The following is a 15,493-nucleotide window of genomic DNA, read 5'->3' on the forward strand; positions in this document are numbered from 1 at the left end:
CCGCATCGTCCCGCCTCACCCGACCAGGTATGGAACCTCATCGGCGGCTTCGACGCCCTGCCCGACTGGCTCCCCTACATCCCCGAAAGCACCCCGCTCGAAGGCGGCCGGGTGCGACGGCCGAAGAACTCCGAGGGCGAGGTCATCGTCGAACGCCTCGTCGACTTCAACGAGACCGAACGCCACTACAGCTACGCCATCCTCCAGGCCCCCTTCCCCGTAACGGCTACGTCTCCACCGTCCGCGTCCACACGGTCCCCGGACAGGAGAACGCCACAGAGGTCCAGTGGTCCGGCCGCTTCAAACCCGACGGTGCCACCGAGGACGAAGTCGTACCTCTTCACGGGTATCTACCGCGACGGCCTCGACGCCCTCCACGAGACCGTCACCGCCTGACACCGACACCGGCCCGCTCCATGGAACCGGCCCCCGCACGGCCCGGGCACGCAACCGCGCGTACCCGGGCCGCGGTGTGTCCGGGATGCGCGCAGCCGCTCATGAGCCGGGGGCACCCTTGTCCCGGACACGCGCCCCGCGTACCTCCGCCGTCTGCCCCCGGGCATGCCCCCCGGACCCTTCCCCACGGGCCGCCAGGAGTGGAAGATCCTCCGTCTCTGCCCTGGCGGACATGAAGGAGAAGTGACGTGCGCGCGCAGACACGGCCCGGCGCGGTCGAGGAGACCGCGGCCGGGCGGCAGCGGTCCGCGGCGGCGACCGTCCGGCCGCCCCTGCGGGACCTGAGCCCCGCGGGCGTCCAGGACCTCCAGCGGACCGCCGGCAACGAAGCGGTGGCCCGGACGGTCCAGCGGCACAGGGACCCCGAGGCGACGGTGCAGCGGACCACGACGGCCGACCCGGAGATCCAGCACATCGTCGACGCGGTGGAGGAGATGCTGGGGACTGCCCGGTCCTTGATCGCCGCGGCCCAGGGGTTCGGGTTCCGGCTGCGGGGCAGGGCGAGCCAGCAGAAGCACTGCGACGACCTCGGCATGTCTCTGGACACCGCCGAGCACATGGTCTACGGCCAGTTCCGGGCCGACGGCCCGGCCGGCCGGACGACCAACCCGCGCACCACCGCGCTGAAGGCCCTGCTCGACGGGATCCAGCAGCGGCACATCGAGTACGTGGGCATCCTGCGCCGGTTCAACCTGCGTCCCGTCGGCGCCGACATCGGTCCTCAGGACGCCGAGGGCCTGGCGCAACTGTCGAACACCTGGTCGCGGGTGGTCGGCGGGCAGGGCATCCGGACCTCGTCGACCCCACGGCCGTTCGGCGAGGACCGTACGCCCGCGCCGCTCCCGGGGTTCGAGGGCCAGATGCTGTCCCACCACGCCCGGCTGCTTTCCCGGCAGCACGGCCGGGACCTGGTCGACGGTCTCACCACCGGGCGCGCGGGCGCCGGCGCGGCCATGGTGGGCGTGGTGCCCTTCCACCCCGAGCAGATCGAGTTCATGGGCGGCAACAGCGTGGTCGGCGCCGAGGCAGCCGTCGACACGCTCGAAGGGCTCGCCTCAGCTCCCAACGCCCCCGGCAGGGGCAGCACCAGCGTCGTCGCCGTGCCGCACGGCCTGCGGGACAGCGAGGGCGCGCACGAGGGTGAGGCCGTCTCGCCCGCCTTCCTGGTCTACGGGCACGAACTGATCCACGCACAGCACAACATGCACGGCATCAACATCCGCAACATCGGCGACGAGGAGGCGGCGACCGTCACCGGCAACGGAACCTCCACCGCCCTGCACGAACAGCGGCAGGTGCCGGTCACCACGGAGGAGATGCTGCGCGACGAACACGGCCTGCCACGCCGCGGCGGCTACACGTAGCCCACGGCCCTCGCCGGCGTCACCGACCCGGCCGATGCTGTCGGTCAGTGATCCTTGGGTGTGGGGTCATCGCGGCCGGTGTCGTTCGGGCACAGCCGTACGCAGCATTCGCCGCGCTGGGGAGCCAGTACGGCCTGGACTCCGCCGACCTCGAGGCCGGTGAGATAGCCGCTGAGGAAGGCATGGTTCATGCCGCACACCAGGTCGGGGGCCTTCGCGGCCAGAGGGTGGAACGGGCAGTTGCGCAGCCGCAGCCGGGAGGGGGCTTCCCTGACGGGTTCGTAGCCGTATTCCTCCAGCAGCCCCTCGCACGTGGTCAGTCCGCGCTCGGGACCCAGACGCCCGGGACGGGTCTCCTTCCGTGCGTCTTCGCCCAGCCGGCGGCCGCGCACTTCGGCGGTCCGCATGGCTGCCTGTGCGGCGTTCTCGTCGGCTTTCGCGGTCAGCACAGCGTCCAGGAGAAGGTCCGCGAGCAGTTCGTGGCGCCGGTCGGGGATGCTCACGTTGATCTGGGCGTCGGTGGGTTCGTAGACCTTCGGCCGCCTGCCGACCTTGCGGATGCCACCGGGCGCCTCGTAGCGGGCGCGCAGCAGACCGGCGTCGACGAGCTTGTCGAGGTGGAAGGCGGCGAGCTTACGGGATATCCCTACGCTCGCGGCGGCCTCGTCACGGGTGACCGCATGTCCGGCCCGGCGGATGAAGGAGAACATGCGCCGCCGTGAGTCCTCGCTCAGGACGCTGACGGTGTCGATGGCGCTGTCGGCCTGGCCGGCCGGCACTGTCTGTTCGGAAGCCACACGACCACGGTAACCCCCATCCGTGTAGGCACAAGTGTTCCTTACGCTCCGCTGTGCTGGCCATCTTGACGACCCTCCCTGATAAGACCAAAATTTGTTGGTGAAACTAGAGGAGGAGATGGCGATGCCTGATGAGCCCCGGCTTCAGGCGAAGCGACCGGTCAGTGCCGCACTCGCCGGCCCGTACGGCCACCCGTTCCATCCGATCCTGGTCACGGTGCCGATCGGCGCCTGGGTGACCAGCCTGGTGTTCGACATCGCTTCCCACGCGGTCAGCCGGCCGGGCTTCCTGACCCAGGGCTCGGAGTGGCTGATCGCGGTCGGCGTGATCGGTGCCCTGCTGGCGGCCATGGTCGGATTCCTCGACCTGTTCGCGATCCCCACCCGGACCCCGGCCTTTCGCACCGCTCTGGTCCACATGACGCTGAACCTGCTGGTGACCGCCGCCTACGCCGGCAACTTCGTGTGGCGCCACGGCACCTACACCGACGGCGGGAGCGTCGGTGTGGGCATGCTCGTTCTGTCCGTGGTCAGCCTCGTCCTCCTCGGAGTGTCGGGGTTCCTCGGCGGCAAACTCGCCTACCGCTACGGCGTCCGCGTCGCCGACGAGAGCACCCAGGCCGAGGGATACACGCCCGGCACCGGTGAGCGAAACGCCCGCCCCACCGCCTGAATCCGCTTCGGGAGTTCTCCATGGACATCGCCGCATTGATCACCTGGGTGGTCACCGCCCTGGGCGGCTTCTACATGCTCGGCACGTGGATCCAACGCGGCGGAATCCGCCAGCAGCAGTCCGGCGCCAGCCGCCTGCCCGCGCCCGTCGTCTTCGGCCACTTCGCTCTGGCAGCGATCGGACTCGTGGTGTGGATCATCTACCTCGCCACCGACAAGAGAGCCCTGGCCTGGACCTCCTTCGGCCTGCTGCTGCCGGTCGCCCTGCTGGGATTCGTGATGCTGGCCCGCTGGATCCCCGTCTACCGCGGCCGCTCCACCGCCGGAGCACCGGCGGCCTCACCGGCCGCCTCACCGGCCCAGGGGACCGGTGGGACCGTCCCCGCCGAACGTCACTTCCCCCTGGCGGTCGTCCTGGCGCACGGCCTGTTCGCCGTAGTCACCCTCGTCCTGGTCCTGCTCACCGCCCTCGGTATCGGAGACAGCTGAGATGAACGAGCACCCGCATTGCGCCACCGCCCGAATAGCCCTGCACGGCGACGAGGACGGGGCTCCGGCACGGCCCGCCCTACGGGTCGTCCACGAGCCCGGCGCCATCGACCTGGCCGCCGCCGAGGAAGCCGCCGGCCGGTTCCTCAACGCTCTCGGCGTCTCCACCGCCTCCGAGAGCCTGCGCGCGACGCCCGGCCGCATGGCCCGCGCCTACGCCGAACTGTTCAGCCCCCGCCCCTTCGACCTGACCACCTTCCCCAACGACGAGGGCTACGACGAACTCGTCCTGGCCCGACGCATACCCGTCCGGTCGGTGTGCGAGCACCATCTGCTGCCCTTCGTAGGCACTGCCCACGTCGGCTACCTGCCCGGCGCCCGCATCCTGGGCCTGTCCAAGCTGGCCCGTGTCGTCGAGCACTTCGCCTGCCGTCCACAGGTCCAGGAACGACTGACCAAGCAGGTCGCCGACTGGCTGCAGACCCAACTGGAACCCAAAGGCGTCGGTGTGGTCATCGAGGCCGAGCACTCCTGCATGACCCTGCGCGGCGTCCAGGCCACCGGCTCCACCACCATGACCTCCACCCTGCTCGGCCTGCTCCGCTCCGATGCCCGTTCCCGCAGCGAATTCCTCGCCCTGACCGGCGCCAGCTCATAACCGACCGCGCCAGGACCAGGACCAGGACCGCTCCGGCGCCGGGTTCGACCAGGGAGCCCCTCGGGCCCCGCCTGTACCGGCACGCGATGCCGCGCTCGTCGCGTCTTCCCCGCCGCGCACCCCGCGTGGCTGGTCGGCGAGCTCCGGGGACGCGCACCGCCCCGCCCGCCGAGCGCTTGCGCTGGAGCGCACTCCAGGCCGTAGCGTCGGGGCGACGGAGACGGCGACGGGCACGGTCTGTGCGCCGGTGCGACCACCGCAGCGCAGCCGCGGCGGCTCACGACGCGCCGGCCATGCGGCACCGGCTCGGGATGCCGGTCAGCGCCATCTGTCGCTAGATGGACGAGCGGCTATTACGCCGCTGGGACTGACGAACGAAACATGCAGGGAAGGACCGGGACACGTCATGCAGAAGCGCAGTCTGAGGGACCTCGAGGTGTCGGCCATCGGCCTGGGATGCATGGGCATGTCCGCGTTCTACGGCTCCGCCGACGAGGACGAGGGCATCGCCACCATCCGGCGCGCTCTCGACCTCGGCATCACCTTCCTCGACACGGCCCAGATGTACGGCCCCCTCACCAACGAGTCACTGGTCGGCGAGGCGATCCGGGGTCACCGCGACGAGTACGTGATCGCGACCAAGTTCAACTACCGGATGGACAACGCCGTCCCCGGCGACATCAGCACCGTCGGCCCGCAGGACGGCTCGGCCGAGCATGTGCGCAGCTCGGTGCACGGTTCCCTGCAGCGCCTGGGTACCGACCACATCGACCTGTACTACCAGCACCGGGTCGACCCGAAGGTGCCCATCGAGGAGACCGTCGGCGCGCTGGGCGATCTGGTTGCCGAGGGCAAGGTGCGGTACATCGGGCTGAGCGAGGCGAGCGCGGAGACCATCCGGCGGGCTCACACCGTGCACCCGGTCACGGCCGTGCAGAGCGAGTACTCGCTGTGGTCGCGGGACGTGGAGGCCGAGGTGCTGCCCGCCTGCCGGGAGCTGGGGATCGGGTTCGTGCCGTACTCGCCGCTCGGGCGGGGCTTCCTCGCCGGGCGGTTCACCACGCCGGACGAGCTGGACGCGAACGACTGGCGTCGTGAGAACCCGCGCTTCCAGGACGCCAACCTGGAGGCGAACCTGCGCCTGGCGGCCAAGGTGAAGGAGATCGCCGCCGAGAAGGAGGTGACCCCCGCCCAGCTGGCCATCGCCTGGGTACTGGCCCAGGGCGAGCACCTGGTGCCGATCCCGGGCACCAAGCGCCGCACCTACCTGGAGCAGAACGCCGGAGCGGTCGACGTCGAGCTCACGGAGGACGACCTGGCGCGCATCGCCGCGGAACTGCCGGAGGCGGCGGGGGAGCGGTACGACGAGGCGGGGATGCGGTCGGTCAACCAGTAGCCGCGCCGCGCGTTGGGGCGGCTCTGCCTCTTGGCCCTGGTGCAGGAGTTCGGTTCCACCTGCCTGGTTGCCTGGTGTGGGACGCCGCGGAACCATCGGCGGCGTCCGTCCCTTGCCCGCTTACTCCAGTCCACCGAGGCGGAGGGCATCCTTCATCTCGCTGAGCTTCGCGGCTGCCGTCGCGGTCCACTCCTGCGGCTGTCCAGCAACACGGAGGGCGTCCTCGATCTCCCTGAGCTTCACAGAGGACAGCACGCCTGCCCGCTCGACCAGGTCGTCCCGGGACACGATGGTCAGCCACGTGCAAGGGGTGAAGCCTGGACGCGGGAACGCGAACCGCAGCACGCCTTCAAAGGGCAGTCCTTCCGCGGCGCCCACGGCCACTTCGATACCCAGACCGCTGATGTCGACGCCCGCCGGAGCGACGACCTGCATCGCCCGGAGCCCGGACGCCTCGTCTCCCGGCAGCAGCACGACCGGCCGTCGCTGATCGAACTCGACCCACCAGACTTCGCCGTGTTGCATATGTCCTCCTGGCACGATCTGCGGTGAGGGCGCTGTGAAAACGGGTGCGGCTACCGTTGATCATCGGTGTGCGAAGACTGAAGATCATGCGGTGGCCGCAGGCCACAGCGTAGACCGTGCCCGGTGGCAGGAGTCATTCGAGGGCCTGATGCAGCGGATCGCGGGCCGCTTCGCGCGGGTCGACCCCGGCGCCGGGTGCAGGACTTGATCCTTGGACTGCTCTCGGACCTGCCGCGCACGAATTGCTGGATCATGGCCGAGCACATCGGGGACACCACCCCGGACGGGCAGCAGGTCAGTCCAGGATCGCGGTCGCCTCGACCTCGACGAGCACGTCCGGCTCGAAGAGATACTCGACGCCGATGAGGGATGCCGGAGGCATGGGAGTCGGCAGGCCGATCTCCTTGGCAACGGCCTCCACGCCGGCCATGAAGTCGCCGATCTTCTCCGGCGCCCACTGGGTCACGTAGAACGTCAGGCGCAGCACGTCCGCGAACGTCGCACCCGCACCCGCCAGTCCGACGGCCGTGTTGCGCAGGGCATGGGCGACCTGCCCGGCCAGATCACCGGGCGCGACCGGAGTCCCATTGCCCTGACGTGCGACTTGTCCGCTGACGTGGACGTGCTTCGCCCCGGTGCCCACGGCGACGTGGTGGTACGGGACCGGCTGCAGCATGCCTTCCGGTGTGAAGTGCTGAACTGTCATGGGTTCTCTCCTCCGAAGTAGGTATCTTGAAGCTACCTAGTAAAGGAAAGACACTTCAACGAGACCAGGTTTCGCCATGGATACCGCCGACGAACTCCGCATCGACGCCCCGCACCGTGAACTGCTCGACCAGATCCTCGACAAGTGGTCGCTCAGCGTCCTCAACGAGCTCTGCGAGCGCCCGTGCCGCTTCAACGAACTGCGCCGGGCCATCCCTCAGGTCACACAGAAGTCGCTGACCGCGACGCTCCGGCGCCTCGAACGCAACGGCGTCGTCGAGCGCGAGGTCGTCTCCACCCGCCCCGTGGCGGTCAGGTACCGGATCACACCGCTCGGCAAGACCCTTCGGCATCCCATCGACGTGCTGCTGGCCTGGGCCTCGCAGAACATGCCCGACATCGAAGGCGCACGCGACAGATACGACGAGCGCGAGGAAGGAGCCGGCCTTTGACACGGTGCCTGTCCTGACGTCCGGGCCGGGGCAGGAAAAGGACACGGCGAGGCACCTTCGGGCCATGCAGCACATGCCCGCGGGCGCGGGGAGAATGCCTGACAGGAGCTCCGCAGAAGCGAACCGGCGTGGCGGCCATCGCGCCTGCTGCCTCATGCTTTCGGCTGGAGCGTTCGAAAGCTCAAAGTGAACCACCGGCAGGCGGCCCCGGGGGCCCGGACCGCCCAGGAGGATTCGACCACCGTCCCTCAGACGACGGCAGATGGCAGCACCCGACTCGGAGCCTGCGGTCTATCGCCGTAGTGATCGTGCTCGCCATCTGGAGCCTTTTCGCCGTCCAGTGGAAAGAACAGGACTGCGCTCCCGTCCCGACTTCCTACGTTCTCGTGATCACTCACGGAACTCCGAGCGACTTCGAAGGATGCGGGGACGATTACCCCATTGATGTCGCCGACGACTGAACGGCCCGAGCCACAGCGCGGGGGCAGGGCGAGCGCCTTCGTCCACTCCCGTCGCAAGGCAAATGCGAACACGAAGCCGACTTCCCCTTCAACAAGCGCTCCGGGGTTCGAGGACTTCCGGGCGCTCGCAGCCCCACAGCGGCGGCAGCCCGCGCCGCGACTAGCCGGAGCCGTTCGGCACGCCGTGTGGCAGGCCGGAGGGCGTCAGGCGAGGGCCGGGCGCGGGCCCAGCAGACGGTGGGTGAGTTCCATCAGGCGCTTGCGGGCCCGGTGGTCGTAGGCCTGCTCATGGGCGGGCGCGTCGGTGAACTGGTCGAGTAGCGCCCGGTGGTGCCTTCCAGGTCCGGGTCGAGCACCAGCCGCACGGTGGGCCGCACGCCCTCATCGATGCCGGTGACCGGGGTCAGGCCGTACGCGCGCACCCCCGCGGTGTCCATCAGATGCGCGGGGTGCAGGGTGTTGACCGTGACGGCGGTCCCTTCCAGTTCGGCGGCCAGCTCGAACGTCGCCATGATCATCGCGAGCTTGCTGCGGCAGTACGCGCGCAGACCTTCGTAGTCCCGCTCCAGCATCACGTCGTCGAAGTCGACGGCTTCCTGCCCCATGGAGGCGACGTTGACCACGCGGGCGGGCGCGGAGGCGGTGAGCAGGGGCAGCAGGTCGCGTGTGAGTACGTACGGGGCAAGATGGTTGACGGCGAACCGCAGCTCGTGTCCCTGCCGGCTCAGCTCCCGTCTGAGCGGCTCCGCGCCGCCGCCGGCGACGGCGTTGTTGACCAGCGCGTCGAGGCGCGGTTCGGCCGCGCGGATGCGGGCGGCCATGTCGTGGACCTGGTCGAGGTCGGCCAGGTCCGCGAGGTAGATGCGTACGGAGGCTCCGGCGACGGTGTCCCTCACCTCGCGGGCCGCCGTCTCGACGCGTGCGCGGTCGCGGCCGTGCAGCAGGACGGTGTGGCCCTGCCGGGCGAGTTCGAGGGCGATGCCACGGCCCAGGCCCTGGCTCGCGCCGGTGATCAGAATGGTGCGTCGGCTCATGGCGCTCATCCTGGCCGCGGGTGCCGGTGGCACGGGGAGAGCCTGATGAGCCTGGTGTCAGCACCACCACGCACCACGCACCACGCACCACGCACGTCGGCTGTGGCACGCCGACCTCTTGCGGCTGTCGACGGACGGCCGCTCGGCGAGGCTTCACCGGGGAAGTAGGGGTGGATTTCCAGGTTGACAGCCGGGACGACGGAGGTGGCGTCGAGCAGCGCGGTGAGATGGTCGACCATGAAGTTGCTGACGCCGATGGCGCACCTTGCCGTCGGCCAGGAGCTTTTCCAGAGCGCAGTGGGCGGCGAGGGCCTGTCCTGCACCAGGCCCTGCCCTCCGACTTCGACACCGCCAAGCGCGGCGTCGACCGGATCGACCTGCTGACCCAGCGCAAACTCGACGCCGTCGAACAGCTCGCCGTCCTGGCGGAGAAGGCCGGCCTCTCCCTGATCGAGCTGGCCGTCGTCTTCGTCGTCAACCACCCCGGCGTCACCTCGGCGATCATCGGACCGCGCACCATGGACCAGCTGGAGGCGTTCCTGCCCGCCGCCGACGTCACCCTGTCCTCCGACGTGCTCGACGCCATCGACGAGATCGTCGCACCGGGCGTCACCGTCAACCCGGTCGACAACAGCTACGGCGACTTCGAACTCCGCGCCGACCAGCGGCGCCGCTGACGCGTCCCACCCTGACCGGGGGCCCGTTCCGAAGCCGAGCACCGTAATCGGCGATCGGTGCCAGGTGGTCCGCGGCTCGGAGATCACGGCTTCGTGGCATGTCGATCGTGCGTGACCTGGGTGTCCTTCGCTGCCTCACTGCCTTGTCACCCATGATCGGTCTCCGGTCCGTGGTACTCCTCGCGAGGGCCAGGTCGAGATCAGGCGGCTTGCCCGTGTCGGCCGAGTGCACCACGCTGAGCCCCGAGCACGAGGACCACCGGCGAGCCCGGAGCGCGCACCGATGAGTTTCCCGCGCCGCGCTGGTCTTTACGCCGGACACCCACGGACGGAAGGCTGGGCCATGCGGAAATTGGTCTACGGCATGAACCTGACCCTGGACGGCTACATCGCCGCGGCCGGCGACGACATCGGCTGGAGCGGACCGCCGAGCCACGAGCTGTTCCAGTGGTGGCTCGGCCACGAGCAGGCGTGTGGCCTGTCGCTGTACGGGCGCAAGCTGTGGGAGGCGATGAGTTCCTACTGGCCGACCGGCGACCAGCAGCCCAGCGCCACCCCGGAGGAGATCGAGTTCGCGCGGAACTGGCGGGACACGCCGAAGGTGGTGTTCTCCTCGACGATCGACAAGGTCGACTGGAACGCCCGCCTGGTCACCGGCGACGCGATCGCCGAGATCAGGCGCCTCAAGGCCGAGGACGGCGGTCCCATGAACATCGGCGGCGCAACGCTGGCCGCTGCGGCCATGCGCGCCGGGCTGATCGACGAGTATGTGATCGCCACCCATCCGGTCCTGGTGGGCGGCGGCACGCCGTTCTTCACCGCGCTGGACAGCTGGGTGAACCTGAACCGGGTGGAGACGCGGACGTTTCCCGGTGGCGTGGTCCTGACCAGGTACGAGACGAGGCGCTGAGCTGCTGATGTCGTGATCTCACGGGCCGTGGCGCACCGCCGTCGCCCTGACAGAACCCGCCTTACGGTGAGAGCGAGGTGCTGCTCCGCGAAGGAGGAACCGTCAGTCATGGCCAACACGGACGAAGGCGTGACTCGGGTCCGTGAGGTGCGCCGCCGGCTGTCGCTGGAGGGGCCGCCGCGGACGCGGGACCGCGAGGGAGACTTCGAGACCGTCTCGGTGCCCGAGCAGCAGTGCGATCAACTGCGCGATCTGATGGTGTCCGAGGGAGTCGAGAAGGTGGTGGAGGTCGGTCTCGCCTACGCCGGCTCGGCGCTCGCCATCGGAGAGGCGCTGACAACCGTCGCCCGTCCGCTTCCCCGGCACGTCATCATCGACCCGTTCCAGGAAAGCGAGTACTCCAACGCCGGCTGGGATCTGCTGTGCTCCGCGGGGCTGGACGCGATCGCCACGCTTGTGCCCGCGCCTTCCTCGATCGCGCTCCCGCAGCTGCTGGCCGAAGGGTTCGTCGCCGACGCAGCGTTCGTGGACGGCAGCCACCGGTTCCACGAAGTCTTCGTCGACCTGTACTTCCTGCGCAAGATCGTTCGTCCTGGTGGCCTGATCGTTGTCGACGACGACTGGTGGCCGTCCGTGCACACGGCCGTGCGGTACTACGAGCGGAATCTGGGATGGACGGTGATCTCGGATGCCTTCCCCGGCGAGGCGGTCGGCGTCGGACCCCGCGGCGAACAAGAGGCCCGGTGCAAGGCGTATCGCTTGCCTGCCCCCTCGTTCGAGCCCTCATTCGAAGACTTCCGGGCGTTCTGAAGTGCCGCTCGCCTCTGGTGCGCCGCGTCTTGATCAGTGATCCTTCACCCATGATGCTTCCGTCCGTTCAAGAGACGATCGAGTTGCAGCTCCGATGACCTGGTCGGTGACGACGTTGCGATCTGGGAGGCGGCTCAGGCCGGTGACGCCCTCACGTTGACCGGCTCCGTGCCGGACAGTGAGCTGCGCCGCTGTTTCTTCCCGGGCTGGGGTATCCGTGCCCATAGCGCCAACGAGCTGCTCTTCCAGGTCGCCTTCTGCTACGAGTGCCATGGCGCCCGGTTGTGGGATCCTGGCGTGCCCGCCGAGTTGTCCCGGATCCAGGGGTTCGACCCGGACAGTCCTCCGGCCCTCGAGCTGCTTCAACGATTTCGCGGCTCCACACCCGGCCGGCTCGGAAGGCTCCTCCGACGCAGTTGAGGCGCCGGCCGGCGTGGGCGATCACGAGCGCAGCCAGATGAGCAGCGCGGCGACGGTGGCAGTGCCGAAATCGTTCCCAGGTGCCGTCGGCCGACCGCAGCCGGGGGCGCTCGTACACCCCCTTCCAGGGCCGAATCGTTCCGGCAGGTCCCGCCAGGGCCGTCCGCACCGGCCGATGCTCTCCGGCAGCGACGGCTTCAGTTGCGCCCACCGCCCGTCCGAAACACCTGCCGCTCCGTCATGCCTCGGTCAAGGCTCCAGGCCGGCGACCGGACACGGCCCTACAGTGAGAACGTGCCAGACGATCAGCACCACGTGGACGTGGACGACGACGTCGAGATCCCGGTCTCCACCAGAGGCGAGACCTGGACGGTCGGCGCGGTCATCCTCAACCGGGACGGCAGGGCGTTCGCCCAGAAGCGCAGCCCAGACCGCAGGCACTTCCCGGACTGCTGGGACATCGTCGGCGGCCACGTCGAGCCCGGCGAGGCACTCCTGGACGCGCTCGCCCGCGAGATCGAGGAGGAGACCGGCTGGCGCCTGCGCCGAGTACGACGCCTGCTCGGAATCGCCACCTGGACCGGAGACGACGGGGACGGAATGCGGCACGAGGCCGACTACCTCGTCGAGGTCGACGGGGATCTGGACAGCCCCGAACTGGAGTGGTCCAAGCACACCGCCTACGACTGGTTCGGCCCCGACGACATCCCTCGCCTCACGGAGAACAGGGCCCCGGGCGAGTACCTCATACACGACCTCATCGCCGGATCCCTACAAGATCGCCCGAACAGCCTCTAGTGCAGCGAAACTAGGAGGCCGCGGCACTCGTCGTACTCGGCCGGCGCGGCGAGTCCGAGGCGGCTGCGGGTGGGCCGAACCGGGGACACCGGGCGCTCCCAGGAGCTGCTTGCCAGCGCTTCCCGCCCGGCCTGTTGCAGTCTTTGCACTGTTCTTGGAGCCGGCCCCGCGGACTCGACCAAGTCCCGCAACGGCCTGCCTCGCCGCGTCCAGCACGCCGAGCGGGCCGAGGGCGACCGAGGCCCGGCACGCCGCCGACACAGGGAGAACGGGGATTGTCATGAGCAGGGTGCCCATCGTCGGCCGTGGCGACGTCGCCGTCCCCCCGGCCCCGGACGCTTCAGGTGACGCGGTCACCCCCTCCGCCGGTATGTCGCCAGGGGTCCGGCGCATCACGCTGACCGCGGAAACCGAACCCGTGACGGGACTGCTCGCCGAGCCGTCGGACGGCCCGTCGCGCGCCCTCGTCGTCGCGCTGCACGGCAGCGGCATGACCGCCGGCTACTTCGACGGGCAGGCCCACCCGGACGTGTCCCTGCTGACCCTGGGCTCCCGGCTCGGCTACACCGTGCTCGCCCTGGACCGGCCGGGCTACGGACCGCACGCCCTCGGCCGGTGCGACGGCCTGACCGTGACCGAACAGGTCGCCCCCGTGGCCGCCGCCGTGGAGGAGTTCACCGAGCGGCACACCGGGCACGGCGGGACCCTGCTGCTGGGACACTCCTTCGGCGGGAAACTGGCGCTCGCCCTGGCCGCGTACCGGCCGCCCCGCGCCCTGCTCGGCGTGGAGGTCTCCGGCACGGGGCTCCGTCTCGCCGTGCCGCCCGAACGGGCCGGGCAGCGCGCCGGGATCGCGCTGCGGCGGCTCAACTGGGGCCCGCTGAACCTCTACCCGCCGGGCACGTTCCACGCCGGCGAGTCCGTCGTCGCCCGTATGCCCCGACGGGAGGCGGAGTCGGTGGGCGACTGGGCGACCGTGTCCGCGGACGTGCTGCCGCGCGTGCGCGTTCCCGTCCGCTTCACCTTCGCCGAGCACGAGGCATGGTGGCGGCACGGCCCGGACGACGTGACGGAGCTGACCGACTCGCTGACGGCAGCGCCTCGGGTCGTCGTCGACCGGCTGCAGCGGGCCGGGCACAACATCAGCCTCGGCCTTGCGGCCCGCGCCTACCATCTGCGGGCCCTCGCCTTCCTGGAGGAGTGCCGGGAAGCCGCTGTCGTCGGAGACGGACCGCCGTGAGCTCCGGCGCGAGCGGCCCGTTCCGCGCGCTGCGCGTGCGCAATTTCCGGCTCTTCGCCCTCGGCCAGGTCGTGTCGGTGGCCGGCACCTGGATGATGGTCGTCGCCCAGGACTGGCTCGTCCTCGACCTGACCGACGACTCCGCGAGCGCGCTCGCCACCGCGCCGTGGCCCTGGCCGTCGGCGGTCGTGGCGAGGCGCGGGAGGCCGATACGCGGCCGGCCGTCCCGGCCGGGGAACAACGGGCGGGACCGTGACCCACCCGGAGGAGATGAGGAACGCGGACGCCCGCCGGGGGAGGGATCGTGCCCGAACTGGGTCGAGCACGGGGTTTCCCGCCCCCCGGGCGGACGGCGGCGTTCCGAGCGAGGTCAGTCGAACGGGGCGAGGGTCAGCCGTGCCTGCGCGGGACTGCCGTCGTGCACCAGCGACTCGTGGTTGCCCACGTCGTCGAAGGCGAAGGCGTACGCCTTCCCGTCGGTCGTCCGCTCGTGGATGACCCGCGCGTAGTGGTTGGTCACGGAGTCCCGGTAGAAGCCCGACGCAGAGGTGTCCGGCTGGTTCGGGTTGCTCAGCAGCGTCGAGCGGTTGAACCCGGCGCACAGCGTCCGCGAGATCGGGCCGCGCACCGCGTCATTGGGGGCGTCCAGGAGTCGGTGGCAGCCGAAGACGCTGGACGCGTCGGGCTTCTGGAAGCTCGTCACGACCGCCCCGGCGCTGTTCTTGAAGTTCATGACGCCGCCGGAGACGCGCCCGAAGTACCTGGTGCCCGGCTGGTCGGCGAACGGGGTGACGGTCAGCGTGGCCGTCGTGTACTTCTGCCAGACACGGTCGATGTAGCCGTTCAGCACGGAGGCGGGGAGCGCCCCGGTCTCCACGCCGTAGAGGGGCGACAGCGCCCGCAGGACGGTGCCGTCGGACCGGGTCTGGATCAGGCCCGACCAGCCGGACTGTGCGCGCAGCGCGTCGAACACCCCGCGGTATCCGCCCGGCTTGAGCTTGCCGGTGGTGAGCACGGTGCCGTCGGAGCGCTGCACTCCGACGGAGTACGGGGCCGAGAACATGTCGACCTGTGTGCTGTTGAGCCATAGCCCGGAGTCGTTGAGTGTGTACTCGGACCAGTTGAACAGGATGTCGCGGTTCGGGTCGCTCGGGTTCTGCACGGCCGGCTGCACCAGGCCGCCCGTGGTCAGCCGGAAGTCGAGCTTGCGGCCGTAGGAGAAGTAGATGCGTCCCGACAGTTTGGGGATGCGGATGGTCTTGGTCTGCCCGGCGGCCGGTCCGGGGATGGAGGCGTCCGGCGCGGGTGTCGGGGGGTTGCCGCCGGCGGGCCAGGCGTGGAAGATGCCGGCGGCGTCCGCCCAGCCCTGCCGTCCCGACGTCAGCGACGTGCCGAGGGTGTAGACGTAGACGGCGTCACCGCGACCGGAGCCGTTGGTGATCGTCAGAGGGATGGTGTCGGGGACCGCGGCGCTCGCGGACGGTGCGGGGGCGGCCGTGAGCAGGGCGCCGGTCAGGCCGGCGATGCCGGCCACGGCGAGCAGTCCGCGCTTGAGGGATGACAGCACTCTCCACCTCCGTGCGGGTGTGGGGGAATGGTCCGTACCAGTGTGTGAGAGCGCTCTCAGCG

Annotated in this window: 16 protein-coding genes and 3 pseudogenes; 14 read left to right on the forward strand and 5 right to left on the reverse strand. The window is 70.1% G+C overall.

Translation table 11 applies throughout. The annotated features are described in order from the left end of the window. Positions 1–57: 57 nt before the first annotated feature. Entirely contained in the window at positions 58–396 is a 339-nt protein-coding gene (locus tag AC0VYN_RS16150; protein ID WP_475536896.1) for an SRPBCC family protein, read from the forward strand. Positions 397–644: 248 nt separating this feature from the next. Then, positions 645–1,820, forward strand: a complete 1,176-nt coding sequence (locus tag AC0VYN_RS16155; RefSeq protein ID WP_475536605.1) for a type III secretion system effector protein — start codon at positions 645–647, stop codon at positions 1,818–1,820. Between the two features lie 44 nt (positions 1,821–1,864). Here AC0VYN_RS16155 and AC0VYN_RS16160 read toward each other — a convergent pair whose 3' ends face one another. Further along, positions 1,865–2,617 carry a helix-turn-helix transcriptional regulator gene (locus tag AC0VYN_RS16160; RefSeq protein ID WP_475536606.1) on the reverse strand — a complete coding sequence of 251 codons (753 nt, stop codon included), beginning with the start codon at positions 2,615–2,617 and terminating at the stop codon, positions 1,865–1,867. 124 nt (positions 2,618–2,741) lie between these two features. On the opposite strand from AC0VYN_RS16160, the gene AC0VYN_RS16165 reads away from it, so the two are divergent. From AC0VYN_RS16165 to AC0VYN_RS16180, 4 genes are all read left to right on the forward strand, one after another. Continuing rightward, positions 2,742–3,290, forward strand: coding sequence for a DUF2231 domain-containing protein (locus AC0VYN_RS16165; RefSeq protein WP_475536607.1), 549 nt, complete (start codon positions 2,742–2,744; stop codon positions 3,288–3,290). 20 nt (positions 3,291–3,310) lie between these two features. Then, entirely contained in the window at positions 3,311–3,778 is a 468-nt protein-coding gene (locus AC0VYN_RS16170) for a hypothetical protein (protein WP_475536608.1), read from the forward strand. A 1-nt stretch (position 3,779) separates the two neighbouring features. Continuing rightward, a complete protein-coding gene (gene folE / locus AC0VYN_RS16175) occupies positions 3,780–4,436 on the forward strand; it encodes a GTP cyclohydrolase I FolE (protein ID WP_475536609.1) in 657 nt (218 codons plus the stop codon). Between the two features lie 406 nt (positions 4,437–4,842). Next, complete coding sequence (locus tag AC0VYN_RS16180) at positions 4,843–5,832, forward strand: aldo/keto reductase (protein ID WP_475536610.1); 990 nt, start codon at positions 4,843–4,845, stop codon at positions 5,830–5,832. A 120-nt stretch (positions 5,833–5,952) separates the two neighbouring features. On the opposite strand, the gene AC0VYN_RS16185 is transcribed toward AC0VYN_RS16180, so the two are convergent. Then, the gene (locus AC0VYN_RS16185; RefSeq protein ID WP_475536611.1) at positions 5,953–6,357 is read right to left on the reverse strand and encodes a type II toxin-antitoxin system PemK/MazF family toxin; all 405 of its coding nucleotides are present in this window, start codon (positions 6,355–6,357) and stop codon (positions 5,953–5,955) included. A 148-nt stretch (positions 6,358–6,505) separates the two neighbouring features. Here AC0VYN_RS16185 and AC0VYN_RS16190 point away from each other — a divergent pair. Next, positions 6,506–6,651: pseudogene (locus AC0VYN_RS16190) on the forward strand (IS701 family transposase); the annotation flags it as partial. Between the two features lies 1 nt (position 6,652). Here the strand turns inward: AC0VYN_RS16190 and AC0VYN_RS16195 are convergent. Then, the gene (locus tag AC0VYN_RS16195) at positions 6,653–7,063 is read right to left on the reverse strand and encodes a RidA family protein (RefSeq protein WP_475536612.1); all 411 of its coding nucleotides are present in this window, start codon (positions 7,061–7,063) and stop codon (positions 6,653–6,655) included. 76 nt (positions 7,064–7,139) lie between these two features. Here AC0VYN_RS16195 and AC0VYN_RS16200 point away from each other — a divergent pair, with 76 nt between their 5' ends. Next, on the forward strand, positions 7,140–7,514 hold the full coding sequence (locus AC0VYN_RS16200; RefSeq protein ID WP_475536613.1) for a winged helix-turn-helix transcriptional regulator: 375 nt from the start codon (positions 7,140–7,142) through the stop codon (positions 7,512–7,514). A 665-nt stretch (positions 7,515–8,179) separates the two neighbouring features. Here the strand turns inward: AC0VYN_RS16200 and AC0VYN_RS16205 are convergent. Further along, positions 8,180–9,009: pseudogene (locus tag AC0VYN_RS16205) on the reverse strand (SDR family NAD(P)-dependent oxidoreductase). A gap of 170 nt (positions 9,010–9,179) precedes the next feature. Between AC0VYN_RS16205 and AC0VYN_RS16210 the strand changes: the two are divergent. From AC0VYN_RS16210 to AC0VYN_RS16235, 6 genes and pseudogenes are all read left to right on the forward strand, one after another. Beyond that, positions 9,180–9,686, forward strand: a complete 507-nt coding sequence (locus AC0VYN_RS16210) for an aldo/keto reductase (protein ID WP_475536614.1) — start codon at positions 9,180–9,182, stop codon at positions 9,684–9,686. A gap of 343 nt (positions 9,687–10,029) precedes the next feature. Beyond that, positions 10,030–10,596: a dihydrofolate reductase family protein gene (locus AC0VYN_RS16215; protein WP_475536615.1), complete on the forward strand. Its 567-nt coding sequence runs from the start codon at positions 10,030–10,032 to the stop codon at positions 10,594–10,596. 108 nt (positions 10,597–10,704) lie between these two features. After that, positions 10,705–11,406 carry a class I SAM-dependent methyltransferase gene (locus AC0VYN_RS16220; protein ID WP_475536616.1) on the forward strand — a complete coding sequence of 234 codons (702 nt, stop codon included), beginning with the start codon at positions 10,705–10,707 and terminating at the stop codon, positions 11,404–11,406. A gap of 714 nt (positions 11,407–12,120) precedes the next feature. Next, on the forward strand, positions 12,121–12,624 hold the full coding sequence (locus tag AC0VYN_RS16225; protein WP_475536617.1) for an NUDIX hydrolase: 504 nt from the start codon (positions 12,121–12,123) through the stop codon (positions 12,622–12,624). A gap of 280 nt (positions 12,625–12,904) precedes the next feature. Further along, positions 12,905–13,864, forward strand: coding sequence for an alpha/beta hydrolase (locus AC0VYN_RS16230; protein ID WP_475536618.1), 960 nt, complete (start codon positions 12,905–12,907; stop codon positions 13,862–13,864). Then, positions 13,861–14,019, forward strand: a pseudogene (locus AC0VYN_RS16235) (MFS transporter); the annotation flags it as partial. The gene AC0VYN_RS16230 and the pseudogene AC0VYN_RS16235, both read left to right, overlap by 4 nt. A gap of 215 nt (positions 14,020–14,234) precedes the next feature. On the opposite strand, the gene AC0VYN_RS16240 reads toward AC0VYN_RS16235, so the two are convergent. Then, positions 14,235–15,431, reverse strand: a complete 1,197-nt coding sequence (locus tag AC0VYN_RS16240; RefSeq protein ID WP_475536619.1) for a glycoside hydrolase family 64 protein — start codon at positions 15,429–15,431, stop codon at positions 14,235–14,237. Between the last annotated feature and the right edge of the window lie 62 nt (positions 15,432–15,493).

Source organism: Streptomyces sp. 63XJN7_1_ISO-PGPR-S23-121, from assembly GCF_056173025.1.

Coding starts and splice junctions, on each gene's coding strand:
- AC0VYN_RS16165 (WP_475536607.1), top strand. CDS start 2,742: ATGCCTGATGAGCCCCGGCTTCAGGCGAAGCGACCGGTCAGTGCCGCA.
- AC0VYN_RS16170 (WP_475536608.1), top strand. CDS start 3,311: ATGGACATCGCCGCATTGATCACCTGGGTGGTCACCGCCCTGGGCGGC.
- folE (WP_475536609.1), top strand. CDS start 3,780: ATGAACGAGCACCCGCATTGCGCCACCGCCCGAATAGCCCTGCACGGC.
- AC0VYN_RS16180 (WP_475536610.1), top strand. CDS start 4,843: ATGCAGAAGCGCAGTCTGAGGGACCTCGAGGTGTCGGCCATCGGCCTG.
- AC0VYN_RS16185 (WP_475536611.1), bottom strand. CDS start 6,357: ATGCAACACGGCGAAGTCTGGTGGGTCGAGTTCGATCAGCGACGGCCG.
- AC0VYN_RS16195 (WP_475536612.1), bottom strand. CDS start 7,063: ATGACAGTTCAGCACTTCACACCGGAAGGCATGCTGCAGCCGGTCCCG.
- AC0VYN_RS16200 (WP_475536613.1), top strand. CDS start 7,140: ATGGATACCGCCGACGAACTCCGCATCGACGCCCCGCACCGTGAACTG.
- AC0VYN_RS16215 (WP_475536615.1), top strand. CDS start 10,030: ATGCGGAAATTGGTCTACGGCATGAACCTGACCCTGGACGGCTACATC.
- AC0VYN_RS16220 (WP_475536616.1), top strand. CDS start 10,705: ATGGCCAACACGGACGAAGGCGTGACTCGGGTCCGTGAGGTGCGCCGC.
- AC0VYN_RS16230 (WP_475536618.1), top strand. CDS start 12,905: ATGAGCAGGGTGCCCATCGTCGGCCGTGGCGACGTCGCCGTCCCCCCG.